Genomic DNA, 14,068 nt, shown 5'->3' on the forward strand with positions numbered 1-14,068 from the left:
TTTCACAGAAATTGAACCATGCCGACCTGCGGCCGGGCAGCGTTTCAGCCTCCGATCCCCCGGTTCCCGCACGCCCTGCGGGGGCAGCTACCCAGCAGCAGTGGATCTGCAACATGTTCAACCAAGATTCGCCGCGTCGACAAGATCGGCCAACCCGTCCTGAAGTCGATCTTGTGACTGGACAGCATGTCCACTGTGTCGGCAGACTAGAACTTGTTCTACAGTGATGCCAGGCACACTCGAAGATGAGGTAACTGATATGACCGCTTCCCCGGGCTCCACGTCCGAAGCCGATTACGTCGTCGTTGGCGCGGGCAGCGCCGGTGCAGTATTGGCCGGACGGCTCGCTCAGCGTGGCGCGAGCGTGATTCTGTTGGAGGCCGGGCGCAAGGACAACACCCAGCTGGTCACCCGCCCCGGCATGATCTCGATGGTCCACACGGTTCCGCAGCTGAAGAAGCTGGTGGCGTGGAAGCAGTACTCGGTCCCGCAGAAGCACGCCAACGACCGACTGATCCCCATGACCCGCGGCAAGGTACTGGGCGGCTCCAGCTCCATCAACGGCATGCTCTACGTGCGCGGCAACCGCGCCAACTTCGACTCCTGGGCCGCCGAGGGCAACACCGGCTGGAGCTACGACGAGGTCCTGCCCGCCTACAAGCGCCTCGAGAACTGGGTCGACGGCGCGGACGACTACCGCGCCACCGGCGGCCCGATCGAGGTGACCCGCCCCCGCGACATCACCCCGATCTCCGAGGAGTTCATGACCGCCGCGTCCGAGACCCTCGGCGCGCCGATCATCAAGGACTACAACGGCGCGTCGCAGGAAGGCATCTCGATCTTCCAGCAGAGCGTGAAAGACGGTGTGCGCTACAGCTCTTCGCGCGGCTTCATCACCAACATGCCGAACTCGAACCTGACCGTGCTCACCCACGTGCAGGCCACCCGCGTGGTGATCGAGAACGGCCGCGCCACCGGCGTCGAGATCGCCGAGAAGAACGGCTCGCGCCGTATCGTGCGCGCCGCCAAGGAAGTCATCGTCTCCGGCGGTGTCATCGGATCGCCGCAGCTGCTCATGCTCTCGGGCATCGGCCCGGCCGGGCACCTGCGCGACCTCGGCATCGAGGTCGTCGCCGACCTGCCCGTCGGCCAGAACCTGCACGACCACCTGTTCGTGCCCATGACCTTCGTGTCCAAGAAGGCCATCCACCGCGGCATCCCGACCTACTTCGCGCGCGGCATCCTCAAGGAGATGCGCAACCCGGGCAGCTCCTTCATGGGCCGCACGGTCTTCGAGGCCGCCGGCTTCGTCAAGACCAAGTTCGCCGAGGGCGACCACCCGGACATGCAGATCCACACCCTGCCGTGGAGCTACCCGACGCCCAACCAGGACGCCGACAAGCTGCACCTGGTGGACCGCCGTCCGGCGCTCACCGTCATGCCCAGCCTCATCTACCCGAAGAGCCGTGGCGAACTGAAGCTGGCCTCCGCCGACCCGTTCGCCTCGCCGCTCATCGACCCGGGCTACCTGACCGACCCGTGGGACACCGAGTTCCTGATCGAGGGCATCAAGATGATCCGGGAGGTCATGTCGCACAAGAGCATCGCGGGCGACATCACCGAGAACTTCTTCCCGGGCCAGGAGTGGGCCGACGAGACGGCGCTGCGCCGCGAGCTGCCCAACCGCGTGCACTCCATCTACCACCCGGTCGGCACCTGCCGCATGGGTGTGGACGAGCGCGCGGTCGTCGACCCGACGCTGAAGGTGCACGGCATCGAGGGCCTGCGCGTCGCCGACGCCTCGATCATGCCCAGCATCACCGGCGGCAACACCAATGCGCCGAGCTACATGATCGGCGAGAAGGCGGCCGAATTCATCGGCTGACCACAAGCCCGCGGAGGCGTGCTGCTACTTCCCTGGTAGCTCCCCCGCGCGGGTCAGTGGCTCACGACCACCGCTGACCCGAAACAGCCCCGGGCCTACTACCTCTCGGCCCGGGGCTGTTGTTTTCTCGTATCAAGAGGAGTCACGGTGTCCCTGCCGGTCGATATCTGGCTCAACGCGCCACTCACCGAATCGGGCTCCCGCGCAGCGCGATTGCGCGAGCTCGGGGTGGACGGGGTGTTCACCTTCGAAGGCGCGCACGACGTGTTCCTGCCGCTGACGCTGGCCGCCACGTCCGGCGTCGACATCATGACCAATGTGGCGATGGCGTTCCCGCGCAGCCCGATGCATCTGGCTCACACCGCGTGGGATCTGCAGTCGTTGTCGGGCGGGCGGTTCCGGCTCGGGCTCGGCAGTCAGATCCGGACCCATATCGAGCGGCGCTACGGCAGCACCTGGTCGGAGCCGGTGGAACGAATGCGTGACACCGTGCTGGCGGTGCAGGCGATCCTGCGGGCCTGGCAGGACGGGCAACGACTGGACTACCGCGGCCGGTTCTGGCAGCACACGCTCATGACCCCGCAGTTCGATCCCGGGCCGAATCCCCATGGGGCGCCACCGGTTCTGGTCGGCGCACTGGGGCCGCGCATGACCACCATGGCGGCGGAGGTGGCGAACGGCCTGCTGGTCATGCCGTTCAATACCGAGCGGCACTTCCGGGAGCGGACTCTCGCCGCGGTCGCACAGGGGCGCGGAGACTCGACCCGGCCCTTCGAGATCATCGTGGAAGCAATTGTGGCCATGGGCGATTCGGAGCGGGAGCTGATCGAGGCGCGCCGGGCCGTGCGAAACCTGCTGGCCTTCTATGGTTCCACGCCCGCCTACCGTCCGGTCCTGGAGGTGGAGGGCTGGGCGGAGCTGCAACCCGAGCTGAACCTGCTCTCCAAGCAGGGGCGGTGGCGGGAGATGGCCGGGCTGATCGAGGACCCGATGGTGGACGCGCTCACCGTCAGCGGCACACCGGTCGAATGCGCGGAGCTGATCAGTACCCGCTTCGGCGACAGCGCCTCTCGCGTCTGCTGCTATTTCCCGGGCTACCAGGTCACCGATGCCGCCATCGCCGACCTGGTAGCCGCGCTGCACGGCTAGAGTTTCGCACGCGTTGAGCATCGACTCTCCGAAAGGGCCGGGAATCGTGTGGTCTCCGATGATCCACAGTTGTCCCCAGCCGACCTCGAGACTGTGGATGCCGTGGTCACCAATTGCGCTGCCGCGATAGCCGATTCGGGCACGGTGGTGCTCGACGGCGGTCATCGTCGCCGCCCGACTCCGCGAAAACTGCCAATTAGCAGGCATTTTCACAATTACAAGATCTTGTTAAGGCTGCGCCAAGCGCGGCTCGGCATCGTTTGTGTCACCGCCGGAACACACCGGCGGACCCAACGAGCCACCATCCGGGGGTGGGAACGCTGGGGCCGACCCGTCTACGAGGGGTGGCGGGTCGGCCACAGCAAACCAACCAACCGGTACTCGATTGGGGACATGGCCTGCCGCGAAGGGGGTGGTAGGCCAGCGCAGAACCCGCCGAGTCCGACCACGAGGGGTGTCGGGCACGGCGGGTTCTTTGTGTGGCAGGCTAACGGTTAGCGATCTTGTTCGTCCGATTTGTGGCTTTGTCCGCCCGGCACACGGCATCATGTAGGTAAGTGCGCCAAGAAGATTGGGATTGCCGATGGAAACCGTGGTCGTCTTCGTGCTGGCCTGCCTGATCTACTGGTGGGGCCTACTCTGACGTGGGAGTTTGCGCGACCGCGTGCAGCGCGTCCGCGATGCGGCGGCTGAAGTGGTCGGCATCCTCGGTGCCGTGCGTAAGGGCGCGCATCAGGGTCGCACCCCGCAGGAATTCGAAGATCGCCTCGACATCGCAGGCGCCGGCCGCCTGACCCGATTCGGCAGCGGCCATGAGCAGCTCGCGTAGCGCCTGAATCGTCGGCCGCTCGCCGCCGTCGAGCAGGCGGCGGTAACTCTCCCGATCGTCGTGATACTCCGAGAGCAGGCCGGGAATGGCCGAGCGGGCCGCCGGGTGCGCGGCGGCATTGAGGAACAGGCGGGTCCAGGCCAGTAGGTCGGCGCGCAGATCGCCGCTGGGTACCGGGTGATTCTCGGTGTCCAGGGCGAAGATCGCGTCCTCCACCAGGGCACGCTTGCCGGGCCAGCGGCGGTAGATCGAGGTCGTGACGACCCCGGCGCGACGGGCCACGGCCGCGATGGTGGTGGCCTGGTAGCCGTCGCGGACCAGGAGTTCCTGGGTCGCGGTGAGCACCAGGGCGTCCAGCTGCGGGTCGCGTGGACGGCCGGGGCCCGTGCGGGCGGTCCCTGCTGCGGTCACGTGGTCTCCCTCGGTCGGGTCGGCGAACTTTTCTGGAACAGGTTACATTCTCGTCATATTTGGAATACGCTACGCACCGTATTCTAATTCAGTGTGGCCCAGGCCACCCACTGCGAGAGGCACGTCGATGCTGACGCCCCAGGACGAACTGCTCGCCCACCAGCTCCCCACCACCTTCGACCACGTCCAGCAGAGCGATCTGCGCTGGACCGAACGCGTCGTGATGTACGGGTTCGACACCACCGGCGAGATCAGCGTGATGACCGGCATGGCGCGCTACCCCAACCGCAACGTGCTCGACGCGTATGCCATGGTCACCATCGGCAACAAGACCGCCCACGTGGTCCGGCTGTCCCGCGAGATCGGCGGAAAGTACGACGGCATCGCCGACTGGACCGTCGGGCCGTTCAAGTACGAGATCCTCGAACCGCTGCGCGAGGTGCGCGCCACCCTCGGCGACAACGAGCACGGCGTGCGGCTGCGCCTCGACTTCCAGGGCCAGTTCCCCGCCTACGAGCAGGAACCCGCGTTCTTCCGCACCCGCGGCCGGGTCCGCGAGGACGCCCGGCGCTACTACCAGAACGGCCGCATCTCCGGCTGGATCGAGGTCGAGGGCAAGCGCTACGAGATCGACCCGGAGACCTGGTGGTTCGGTCGCGACCACTCCTGGGGCACCCGGCACGGCGGTGGCGGCGGCAGCCTCGGCGAGGGCGAGGGCCTGCAGCCCGGTGAGATCCCCGACGGCGTCCTCTACTACATGGGCATCTTCCAGTTCGAGGACGAGCTGGTGCACTTCGCACAGCGCGAGACCGCAGACGGACAGCGCTGGCACTTCGAGGGCACGGTGCTGCCGCCCCTGGACTCCGGCAAGCAGCCCACGCCGATCGTGACCACCGACCACGCGCTGAGCTTCCGCGACGACTTCCGCATCGTCAGCGGCGGCAGCTTCACCGTGCGCTCGGCCGACGGGCGCAATCGCGAATTCTCCATCACCCCGGTCTCCGACTTCTGGCCCGGCATCGCCGGATACGACTTCTATCGCGGGTACGCGTCGGGTCTGTGGCGCGGTGAGAACTGGAGCGAGGGCATGACCGTCGACCTCACCGACACGGCCGATCTGAAACAGGCCAGCATGCTCAGCGAGACCTTCTGCCGCGTCGAGACCGAGGGCAAGGTCGGCTACGGGCTGGTCGAAATGGTGTTCCTGGGTCGCAATACGCGGTACGGGTACGAGGGATACTGACGGTGAGCACCACCCGAATTCCCGCCGAGCACCTGGGCGAGGCCCTGGGCCCCCTGGTGCGCGCACACTTCCCGGGCTCGGGCACCGCGCAGGTTCGCAATCTGGCCCGCACCGAACGCGGATTCGCCACCGAGACCTACCTTTTCGAGGTCGAGGACAATTTCGGCACCGTGCCGCTGGTCCTGCGGCGGCCGCCCGACATGTCGCTGTTCCCGGACTACGACCTGCTGCGGCAGGTTCTGGTCATGCAGCGCCTTGCCGAGACCGGAATCCCGGTGCCGACCGTCGCCTGGCTGGACCGCGGCGACAATTCCCTCGGCAGTCCGTATTTCGTCATGAACCGGCTGGAAGGCCGAGCGCCGAGCGATTATCCGTCGTATCACACGGCCGGAAACTACTTCGAGGCCACGCCCGAACAGCGGGCCCGCATGTGGTGGGGGTGCGTGGACACCATCGCGGACATCAACCAGCTGGACTGGCGCGCACTGCGATTGAGCTTCCTCGCCCTCCCACAATACGGAACCGGAGTCATCGAGCAGGGTGTGAACTATCTCGACGCCGCGCTGAACTGGGCCTGTGAAGGCAATCCGCCGGAGACCTATCGGCGCGCCATCGCGTATCTGCGGGAGAACGTCTACGAGCCGGAGCAGGTCAGCCTGTGCTGGGGTGACGCTCGCATGTCGAACATCCTCTACGACAACCACTTCCAGGTTCGCGGCGTACTGGACTGGGAGATCGCGCACCTCGGCGCGCCCGAGTCGGATCTCGCGTGGCTGCTGTTCCTGGACTGGGCCTGCAGCGAATATGAGGGCCATCCCCCTCTGCCCGGCACCCCGTCGCGCGAGGAGACCATCGCCTATTACGAGAAGCGCACCGGAACTACCGTGCGCAATATCGGCTACCAGGAGATCTTCTCTGCGGCGCTGCTGTCGATTCCGCTGCTGCGCATGTCGCATCGGGTCCGACTGCCGCCGGAGATGAACATCACCGGGTTCTGCACCAGCCGGATCGAGCAGCTGCTCGGCTGACCGATAGTCCTCGCGTGTTTCGCCCTGCCGGCGCTGTCGGGGCGAAACCGATTCCCGCCCTTCGGCTCCGCGCGGTCGATCGGCGACAAAGAGCACCGCGCCCCCGGCGATTCGCCGGGGGCGCGGTGTGCCCTTCGGATTGTGCTCAGCGGGCCTCGACCATCGCGGCCTCGGACTCGGGCGAAACACCTTCCGGTGCAGCCGGCTTCGCGCCCTTCATCAAGAAGAAGGCGACCACCGTGGCGGCCAGCACCGCCGCGCCACCGGCCAGGAAGGTGTTCGACATGGCGTCGGTGAAGGCGTCGCGGGCCGCGGCCACCAGGGTGCCGTCACCGGTGGCGAAGGCGCCGGCGATGCCCTCCCGGGCCGCCGCCGGGGCATCCCCGGGCATGCCATCGGTGTAGGTACCGGCCAGCACCGCGCCGAGCACCGCCACACCGAGCGCGCCACCGGTCTGCTGGATGGTGTCGTTCAGCGCCGAACCCACACCCGCCTGCTCCGGCGGGATGGCGCCCATCAACGCACCGACGGCGGCCGGCATGGCCAGGCCCGCACCGGCGCCGACCAGCGACATGGCCAGGGCCGGCAGCCAGAAGCCGGAGTCGGAGGTCAGCGCGGCCAGGGCGCCGAAGCCGCCGGCCAGCACCAGCATGCCGACCAGGGCGACGGGCCGCACGCCCAGCTTCTGCACCAGACCGGCACCCAGGCCGTTGAACACCAGCGCGGTCAGCGCGAACGGCGTGAAGGCAAGAGCCGTCTTGATGGGCGAGTAGCCGAGCACGAACTGCAGGTACTGGGTCAGCACCAGGGTCAGGCCGGCATTGGCGAAGGTGGCCAGCACCAGCGAGAAGCTGGATCCGGTGAAGACCCGGTTGCGGAACAGCTGCAGCGGAACCATCGGGTGCTCGGCCTTCAGTTCCCGAATCACGAAGGCCACCAGCACGACAACCGCCAGCACCAGGGTCACCCAGGTACCGCTGAGACCCTTGGCGGGGAACTCGATGATGGACCACACCAGCGACACCGTGCCGACGATCGAGAGCACCATGCCCGGCAGATCGATCGGACGGGCGGGGCCCTTGGATTCCGGCATCAGGGCGAAGGCGGCCGTGATGGCCAGTGCCGCGATCGGCACGTTCAGCAGGAAGACCGAACCCCACCAGAAGTGGTTCAGCAGCACGCCGCCCAGCACCGGGCCGCCGACCATGCCCAGCACGGACACACCGGTCCACGCGGCGATCGCCCTGGGCCGCTCGTCCTCGTCGAACACGGTGATCAGGATGGACAGCGTGCTCGGCATGATGAGCGCGCCGCCGACCGCCATGATCACGCGGCCGGAGATGAGCATCCCCGCGCTGGTCGCGTAGGCCGCGATGAGCGAGGCCGCGCCGAAGAGCGCCAGCCCGAGCACCATCACCAGCCTGCGGCCGAAGCGGTCCGACAGGCTGCCGGTGGTGAGCAGCAGGCCCGCGAAGACCAGGATGTAGGAGTCGATCACCCACTGCAGGGCCTGGGACCCGGCGTGCAGGTCGATCGCGATCTCCGGCAGCGCCACGGTGAGGACCATATTGTCGATCACCAGCACCAGCGTGGCCAGGCAGAGCACGACGAGAATCAGCCAGCGCTTCGGGTTGCGCTGGGCCGCAGGCGATGTCAGCGCCTCGGTCATTTTGTCGGCAGTCATTTCGGTTCCCCTTCGAGAAGCTCTCCCGCACACTGTGCAGCGTTGTCGAACACTGTACGGTCTCCGTACACTGTTCGCAAGAAGGAACGGTGTACGGTCGAACGAACGGCGTTCTAGCTGGGGTTATGCTGTTCCGCAGACAAAGGAGGAAGAGCCATGGCGGCCAAGGCACAGGAGTTCTCGTCGGTGTGGACCCGCCCGCAGCGACAGCGGCGGGATCAGCCCGCGCTGAGCCGGGAACAGATCGTGTCCGAAGCTCTCGCGCTGCTCGATACCGAGGGCTACGACGCGCTCAGCATGCGCAAGCTCGGCACCCGCCTCAATGCCGGAGCCACCTCGCTCTACACGCATGTCACGAACAAGGACGAGATCCTGGAACTGGTGATCGATGAGGCGTTCGGCGAGGTCCACGAGCCCGCCACCATCGCACCGGAGAATTGGCGCGCCGATCTACTCGCTCTGGGTCGCGATGTGCGCGATACCGTCCTGCGCCACCCCTGGATGAGCACCGCCATCACCGGCGCCGGACTCGCCTACCTCGGCCCCAATCTCATGCGCCTGTCGAACGCCATGCTCGCGACCCTCGAAGCGGCGGGCTTCGACGACGGGGAGGCGGACCGGGCCTCGAATGCCTTCTGGGCCTTCGTCCTCGGCTCCGCCGGCACCGAAACCGCCATGCTCACCAGCGTCTCCCGCAGCGGGCTCAGTGAACAGGAATGGTTCGCCAAGATGATGGCCGTGTCCGAACAGGCGGTACGCGGTTACCCCCACGTCGCCAAACGGTACGGCGTCTACCGGGAACTCGACCCCACGCAGTCCAGGAGCGACTTCTTCGACTCCGAGCTCGGACTCATCCTGGACGGACTGGAGTTTCGGCGCGACCGCGCCAAATGAGCGGCGACGACCGGCGATTCAGCCCAACGTCGCCAGCCGGCGCCGCTGGGCTGGAGTCTCTACCACCACCGAGCCGATCACCAATCCGGCCAGCGCGCTGAGCAATCCCGCCACCGGAATGCGGGTCGCGATCGGCAGCAGCCCCGCCACCAGCACGGCGGTGAGCAGGCGGATCACCACGACGCTCTCGCGAATTCCGGTGAAGGCGGCCCGGGTCAGCGCTACCGACCCCAGGTACACGATCACGCCGCCGACGACACAGTCAACGGCGGTGGCATTCGAATGCGCGTTGCCGCCGGTCACGGCGATGCCCATGGATGCCCCGGTCAAGGCCAGGCCGAGCAGCAGCGGCAGGTGCCCGAAGGTATAGAGGTGCAGCAGTTTTCCGGTGCGCGCCAGCTCGGTGTGCGAACCCGGGCGCATACCGCTGCCATTGAAATACGACCACCACAGGCCCACGGTGAGCGCGAACGCGGCGGCCGCGGTCACCGCCGCCCAGCCCGCGGTGTGCACCGCCGCCAGGCCATTGGTGAAGCCGAGCACCGACTCGCCCAGGATCACAATGGTGAAGAGCCCGAAGCGTTCTCGCAGATGGTCGGTCTCCTGCTCGACGCCGGCCAGCCGCCGGGTCGCCACCAGCGGCAGGGCCAGCTCCACGAGCATGGCCAGCGTCCAGGCGCCATAACGCAGCGGGCCGGCGTCGAAGGCGAGGCCGCCCACCCAACCCACCGCGCTCACGGCCGAACCCAGTGTGAACGAACGGAATACGGCCCGCAGTGCCGGATTCCGCCGGGAATCCCAGGCGTACAGCAGGGCGACACCGGCCCGGGCCACCAGGTACGCGAGGACGAATCCCGCGTCCACGCCCCGGCTCTGGCCGACCGCGCCCGCGAACACCGCCATGCCGACGATGCCGGTCAGCCCGAAACTGGTGAGCAAGCGGTGGGCCGCGGTATCCCGATCGGCCCGATTGGCGTGCACCGCGTACAGGACCCACGCCCACCACAGCGGCACGAACAGTCCGGCCGCCGCGGCCACCGATCCGGCATCGGGGTGCGCGCCCACCCGATGCGTGATCTGGCCGACCGCCGCGGCGAACACCAGATCCCCGAAGCATTCGAACCAGGTGGCCCGGCGCGGTGTGGTGGTTTCCGGTGCGGCGGCGGAGCTTTCGAGCATGCCGACCAAACTACTGGCCGGTCAGCGACCCGTCGCGAGACTGGTGCCGCCATTGGCGTCGAGCACGACGCCGGTGATGAATCCGTTGGTGGCCAGCATGTGGATGGCGCGGGCGATGTCCTCGGGGCGGCCGACGCGGCCGACCGGGGTGGTCGCCACCAGGCCGTCGAACAGGGCGGTGCGCTGCGCCTCGGGAACCCGGTCCCACCACGGGGTGTCGATGACGCCCGGGGAGACGGCATTGATGCGTAGCGGGGCGAGTTCGACGGCGAGCGGCGGCACCATGGCGTCGAGCGCGCCGTTGATGGCGGCCAGGCCCGCGGTGCCGGGGAAGGCCGAGCGGGACGAGCCCGCGGTCACCAGGGTGACCGAGCCCTGCGAATCCAGGTGCGGGAGCGCGGCTTTCAGGATGCGCACCTGCGGCCAGAACTTGCCGTCGAAGCCGGCGGCCAGCTGGTCCAGATCGAGGTCGGCGAAGGGACCGCTGCCGGCCGAGCCGCTCACCGAGATGACCAGGTGATCGATGGTCCCGGCCTGGGCGAAGAAGGCGTCGATATCGGCCTGGCTGGTGGCGTCCAGGGCGTAGCCGGTGGTCTTGCCGCCGATGCGCGCGACAGCCGCGTCGAGCTTGTCCCGGCCGCGGCCGGTGATGACGACCTCGGCGCCGTCGGCGGCGAAGGCGGTGGCGGTGGCCTCGCCGATGCCGGAGCTGCCACCCATGACGACGACGCGCGGTGTTGTGGTCATTGTCGGAAACCTCTCTGTCGCTGCCCGTCTATTCTTACGGAACTGACAGTCTCGACAACACTGTTGACGAGACTTTTAGTCTCGACAAAGTAGTGAGCTGAGTCACAGGAGGTGATCATGGAAAGCACCGCGGCACAGCCCAATCCGGCGCGGCCGCACACCGGGCGACGGCGCAACGAAGCCACCCGGCAGGCCATCCTCGACGCCTCGCTGCGGCTGCTCGGCGAATCGGCCGGCGCCCCGGTCACCATCGACGCCATCGCGCGGGCGGCCGGCGTCGGGAAGCAGACCGTGTACCGATGGTGGCCATCCAAGGGCGCGGTCCTGCTGGACGCGCTCACCGAGCGGTCGGCGCTCGAGGTGCCGCCGCCGGACAGCGGCTCGCTGCGCACTGATCTGCGCACCCTCATGGAAGCGACTTTCCGTGGCGCGCAGAGCAGTTCGACCGCACCCGCACTGCGCACGCTGGTGCGCGAGGCGGCGCACGACCCGCATCTCGCGGAGCTGTTGCGGACCTTCACCGCCCAGCGCCGGGCAGCGGTGCGGGCCGTGCTCGAGCGCGGGCGGCAGCGCGGCGAACTGCCCGCCGACGCCGATCTCGATCTGCTGGTCGACCAGTTCTACGGGGTGTTCTGGTACCGCTTCATCCTCGGCCACGCGCCCCTGGACGACGCCCTCGCCGAACGGCTCACCGACTCGATGCTGGCCGGCCGCTGAAGAATTCGGCCGAGCGATCCGTCTGCGCCAGATGCCGCAGCGCGGCGATGAGCTCGTCACCGAGGACGTTTCCGACCACGACCGTCTCGGCCATGCTGTCGATACCGCCGCGCGAGGTCAGGACGGCCATATCCAATTCGGCGATCGGCGCCAGGGCGCGGGCGTAGTCGTCGAGGCGGTCCGCGATATCGCCGTGGCCGAGCTGGCGGAGCGCGCCGACCACCTCGGCGGCGGCCGACACCGCCGGATTGTCACGGCCGACGCGCCAGCCCAGGCGATCGAGCATGGCCCCCACCTCGGCGTCGGCGGCAGTGCGTGATTCCTCGTCACAGAAGGCGATGCTGCGGGCGGCCGTGTGCTGGGCGACGCCGAGGATCTTGTGGGTGCCGAGATCCGGATCGTCCAGAGCCGCGATCACCTCGCGCGCCGACGCGATGGAGAGCCCGCCGACCTCGATGAGCGCCCGGATCAGCCGCAGGCGGCGCAGATGCGCGTCGTCGTACTGCGCCTGATTGTGGCCGGTCGCCTCGCCCTTGGGCAGCAGGCCTTCCCGCAGGTAGTACTTGATCGTCGGGGTGGACACGCCACTGGCCTTGCTCAGCTCCCCGATTCGCATCGGACCTCCTCGTCACCGCGCGGGCTTGCCCACCGACCCACCATCATAGATAGCCGCGTTATAGACAGCCGAGCTATCCGCTACGCGGGCACAGCGAAGGCCCGCGCCACAATTCGCGGCGCGGGCCTCGTGTGGGGTCCGGGGAGTCGGGTCAGAGCTGCTCGCGGACGCCGATCTCGATGCGCTTGCCGAGCTCGGCGTCGACACTCTTCCAGTAGTCGAAGACACGGCTCAGAATCGGCTCGCGCACACCGCCCAGGATGTGGCCGACCACATTGCCCACCAGGCGATCCCGCTCGGCGTCGTTCATGACCTCGCGGACCAGGGTGCCGGCCTGCGCGAAGTCATTGTCCTCGCGGTGCTGGATGTAGCCGGCCCGGACCATGGTCGGGTCGAACGCCCAGGCGCCGTCGTCGATGGCGCGCGCCGGATCGGCGTGCGGGCCGCCGAAGGAGTTGGGCGCGTACACCGGAACGCTGGCGGCATTGTGCGCGAAGCGCATGGCGCCGTCCTGCGAGTAGGAGTTCACCGGCGCGGCCTTGGCCCGGTTCGGCGGCAACTGCTCGTGGTTCGCGCCGATGCGGTAGCGGTGCGCATCGGCGTAGGCGAAGACGCGGCCCAGCAGCATCTTGTCGGGCGAGAAGGCAATGCCGGGAACCACATTCGAGGGCGCGAAGGCGGCCTGTTCGATATCCACGAAGAAGTTCGCGGGGTTGCGGTTCAGGGTCCAGCGGCCGACCTCGATGAGCGGGTAGTCCTGCTGCGACCAGACCTTGGTCAGGTCGAACGGGTTGAAGCGGTAGTTGTCCGCCTCGGCGACCGGCATGATCTGGACCTTCAGGGTCCAGCTCGGGAAATCGCCGCGCTCGATGGCCTGGTACAGGTCGCGACGGTGGAAGTCGGCGTCCTTACCGGCGAGCTCGTCGGCCTCGGTCTGGGTCAGATTCTTGATGCCCTGGTCGGTCTTGAAGTGGTACTTCACCCAGAAGCGCTCGCCGGCCTCGTTGATCCACTGGTAGGTGTGCGAGCCGAAGCCGTCCATGTGGCGCAGGGTGGCCGGGATGCCGCGGTCGCCCATGAGCCAGGTGACCTGGTGGGCGGTCTCCGGACGCAGGGTCCAGAAGTCCCACTGCATGTTCGCGTCGCGCAGGCCGGACCCGGGCAGGCGCTTCTGCGAGTGGATGAAGTCGGGGAACTTGATCGGGTCCTTGATGAAGAACACCGGGGTGTTGTTGCCGACGATGTCGTAGTTGCCCTCGGTGGTGTAGAACTTCACCGCGAAGCCGCGCGGGTCGCGCCAGGTGTCGGGGCTGCCCTGCTCACCGGCGACGGTGGAGAAACGCACCAGCGACTCGGTGCGGGTGCCCGGCTGAAACAACGCGGCCTTGGTGTAGCGGCTGACATCGCCGGTAACCACCAGTTCGCCGAACGCTCCCGAACCCTTGGCGTGCACCACGCGCTCGGGCACCCGCTCCCGGTTGAAGTGGGCGAGCTTCTCGATCAGATAGTGATCGTGCAGCAGGATCGGGCCCTGTGTGCCCGCGGTGAGCGATTCGTTGTCGCTGGGCACCGGGGCGCCGGTATTGGTGGTGGTCGCCTTGGTCATGTTTTCGAGCGTGCCGAGTTTTCTGGAACTAGTCAAGAAAACTGGGCAAGGCGGTAAGTAAACAAAGGTGTATACGGTCC

The 14,068-nt window shown here is 67.7% G+C and carries 12 protein-coding genes; 6 read left to right on the forward strand and 6 right to left on the reverse strand.

The genetic code is table 11. The annotated features are described in order from the left end of the window. The first annotated feature begins 259 nt into the window (after positions 1 to 259). On the forward strand, positions 260 to 1,885 hold the full coding sequence (locus tag ACIRRA_RS06215; RefSeq protein WP_402763830.1) for a GMC family oxidoreductase: 1,626 nt from the start codon (positions 260 to 262) through the stop codon (positions 1,883 to 1,885). 153 nt (positions 1,886 to 2,038) lie between these two features. Continuing rightward, positions 2,039 to 3,034, forward strand: coding sequence for a TIGR03617 family F420-dependent LLM class oxidoreductase (locus ACIRRA_RS06220; RefSeq protein WP_402764824.1), 996 nt, complete (start codon positions 2,039 to 2,041; stop codon positions 3,032 to 3,034). 634 nt (positions 3,035 to 3,668) lie between these two features. Here the strand turns inward: ACIRRA_RS06220 and ACIRRA_RS06225 are convergent. Then, a complete protein-coding gene (locus tag ACIRRA_RS06225; RefSeq protein WP_402763833.1) occupies positions 3,669 to 4,274 on the reverse strand; it encodes a TetR/AcrR family transcriptional regulator in 606 nt (201 codons plus the stop codon). Between the two features lie 127 nt (positions 4,275 to 4,401). On the opposite strand from ACIRRA_RS06225, the gene ACIRRA_RS06230 reads away from it, so the two are divergent. Together ACIRRA_RS06230 and ACIRRA_RS06235 are read left to right on the forward strand one after the other, a co-directional pair. Then, a complete protein-coding gene (locus ACIRRA_RS06230) occupies positions 4,402 to 5,517 on the forward strand; it encodes a hypothetical protein (protein WP_402763836.1) in 1,116 nt (371 codons plus the stop codon). Positions 5,518 to 5,519: 2 nt separating this feature from the next. Then, on the forward strand, positions 5,520 to 6,545 hold the full coding sequence (locus ACIRRA_RS06235; RefSeq protein ID WP_402763838.1) for a phosphotransferase family protein: 1,026 nt from the start codon (positions 5,520 to 5,522) through the stop codon (positions 6,543 to 6,545). A 145-nt stretch (positions 6,546 to 6,690) separates the two neighbouring features. On the opposite strand, the gene ACIRRA_RS06240 is transcribed toward ACIRRA_RS06235, so the two are convergent. Continuing rightward, on the reverse strand, positions 6,691 to 8,229 hold the full coding sequence (locus ACIRRA_RS06240) for an MFS transporter (RefSeq protein ID WP_402763841.1): 1,539 nt from the start codon (positions 8,227 to 8,229) through the stop codon (positions 6,691 to 6,693). Between the two features lie 156 nt (positions 8,230 to 8,385). On the opposite strand from ACIRRA_RS06240, the gene ACIRRA_RS06245 reads away from it, so the two are divergent. Next, on the forward strand, positions 8,386 to 9,123 hold the full coding sequence (locus ACIRRA_RS06245) for a TetR/AcrR family transcriptional regulator (protein ID WP_402763844.1): 738 nt from the start codon (positions 8,386 to 8,388) through the stop codon (positions 9,121 to 9,123). Between the two features lie 18 nt (positions 9,124 to 9,141). On the opposite strand, the gene ACIRRA_RS06250 is transcribed toward ACIRRA_RS06245, so the two are convergent. Then, positions 9,142 to 10,302: a low temperature requirement protein A gene (locus ACIRRA_RS06250; RefSeq protein ID WP_402763847.1), complete on the reverse strand. Its 1,161-nt coding sequence runs from the start codon at positions 10,300 to 10,302 to the stop codon at positions 9,142 to 9,144. A gap of 21 nt (positions 10,303 to 10,323) precedes the next feature. Beyond that, complete coding sequence (locus tag ACIRRA_RS06255; protein ID WP_354838942.1) at positions 10,324 to 11,049, reverse strand: SDR family oxidoreductase; 726 nt, start codon at positions 11,047 to 11,049, stop codon at positions 10,324 to 10,326. 117 nt (positions 11,050 to 11,166) lie between these two features. On the opposite strand from ACIRRA_RS06255, the gene ACIRRA_RS06260 reads away from it, so the two are divergent. After that, the gene (locus ACIRRA_RS06260; RefSeq protein WP_402763850.1) at positions 11,167 to 11,766 is read left to right on the forward strand and encodes a TetR/AcrR family transcriptional regulator; all 600 of its coding nucleotides are present in this window, start codon (positions 11,167 to 11,169) and stop codon (positions 11,764 to 11,766) included. On the opposite strand, the gene ACIRRA_RS06265 is transcribed toward ACIRRA_RS06260, so the two are convergent. Together ACIRRA_RS06265 and ACIRRA_RS06270 are read right to left on the reverse strand one after the other, a co-directional pair. Continuing rightward, the gene (locus tag ACIRRA_RS06265) at positions 11,738 to 12,382 is read right to left on the reverse strand and encodes a MerR family transcriptional regulator (protein ID WP_402763853.1); all 645 of its coding nucleotides are present in this window, start codon (positions 12,380 to 12,382) and stop codon (positions 11,738 to 11,740) included. The genes ACIRRA_RS06260 and ACIRRA_RS06265 overlap by 29 nt on opposite strands. A 151-nt stretch (positions 12,383 to 12,533) precedes the next feature. Then, complete coding sequence (locus tag ACIRRA_RS06270; RefSeq protein ID WP_402763855.1) at positions 12,534 to 13,988, reverse strand: catalase; 1,455 nt, start codon at positions 13,986 to 13,988, stop codon at positions 12,534 to 12,536. Positions 13,989 to 14,068: the final 80 nt, after the last annotated feature.

The organism is Nocardia sp. NPDC101769 (genome assembly GCF_044766925.1).
GTDB lineage: Bacteria > Actinomycetota > Actinomycetes > Mycobacteriales > Mycobacteriaceae > Nocardia.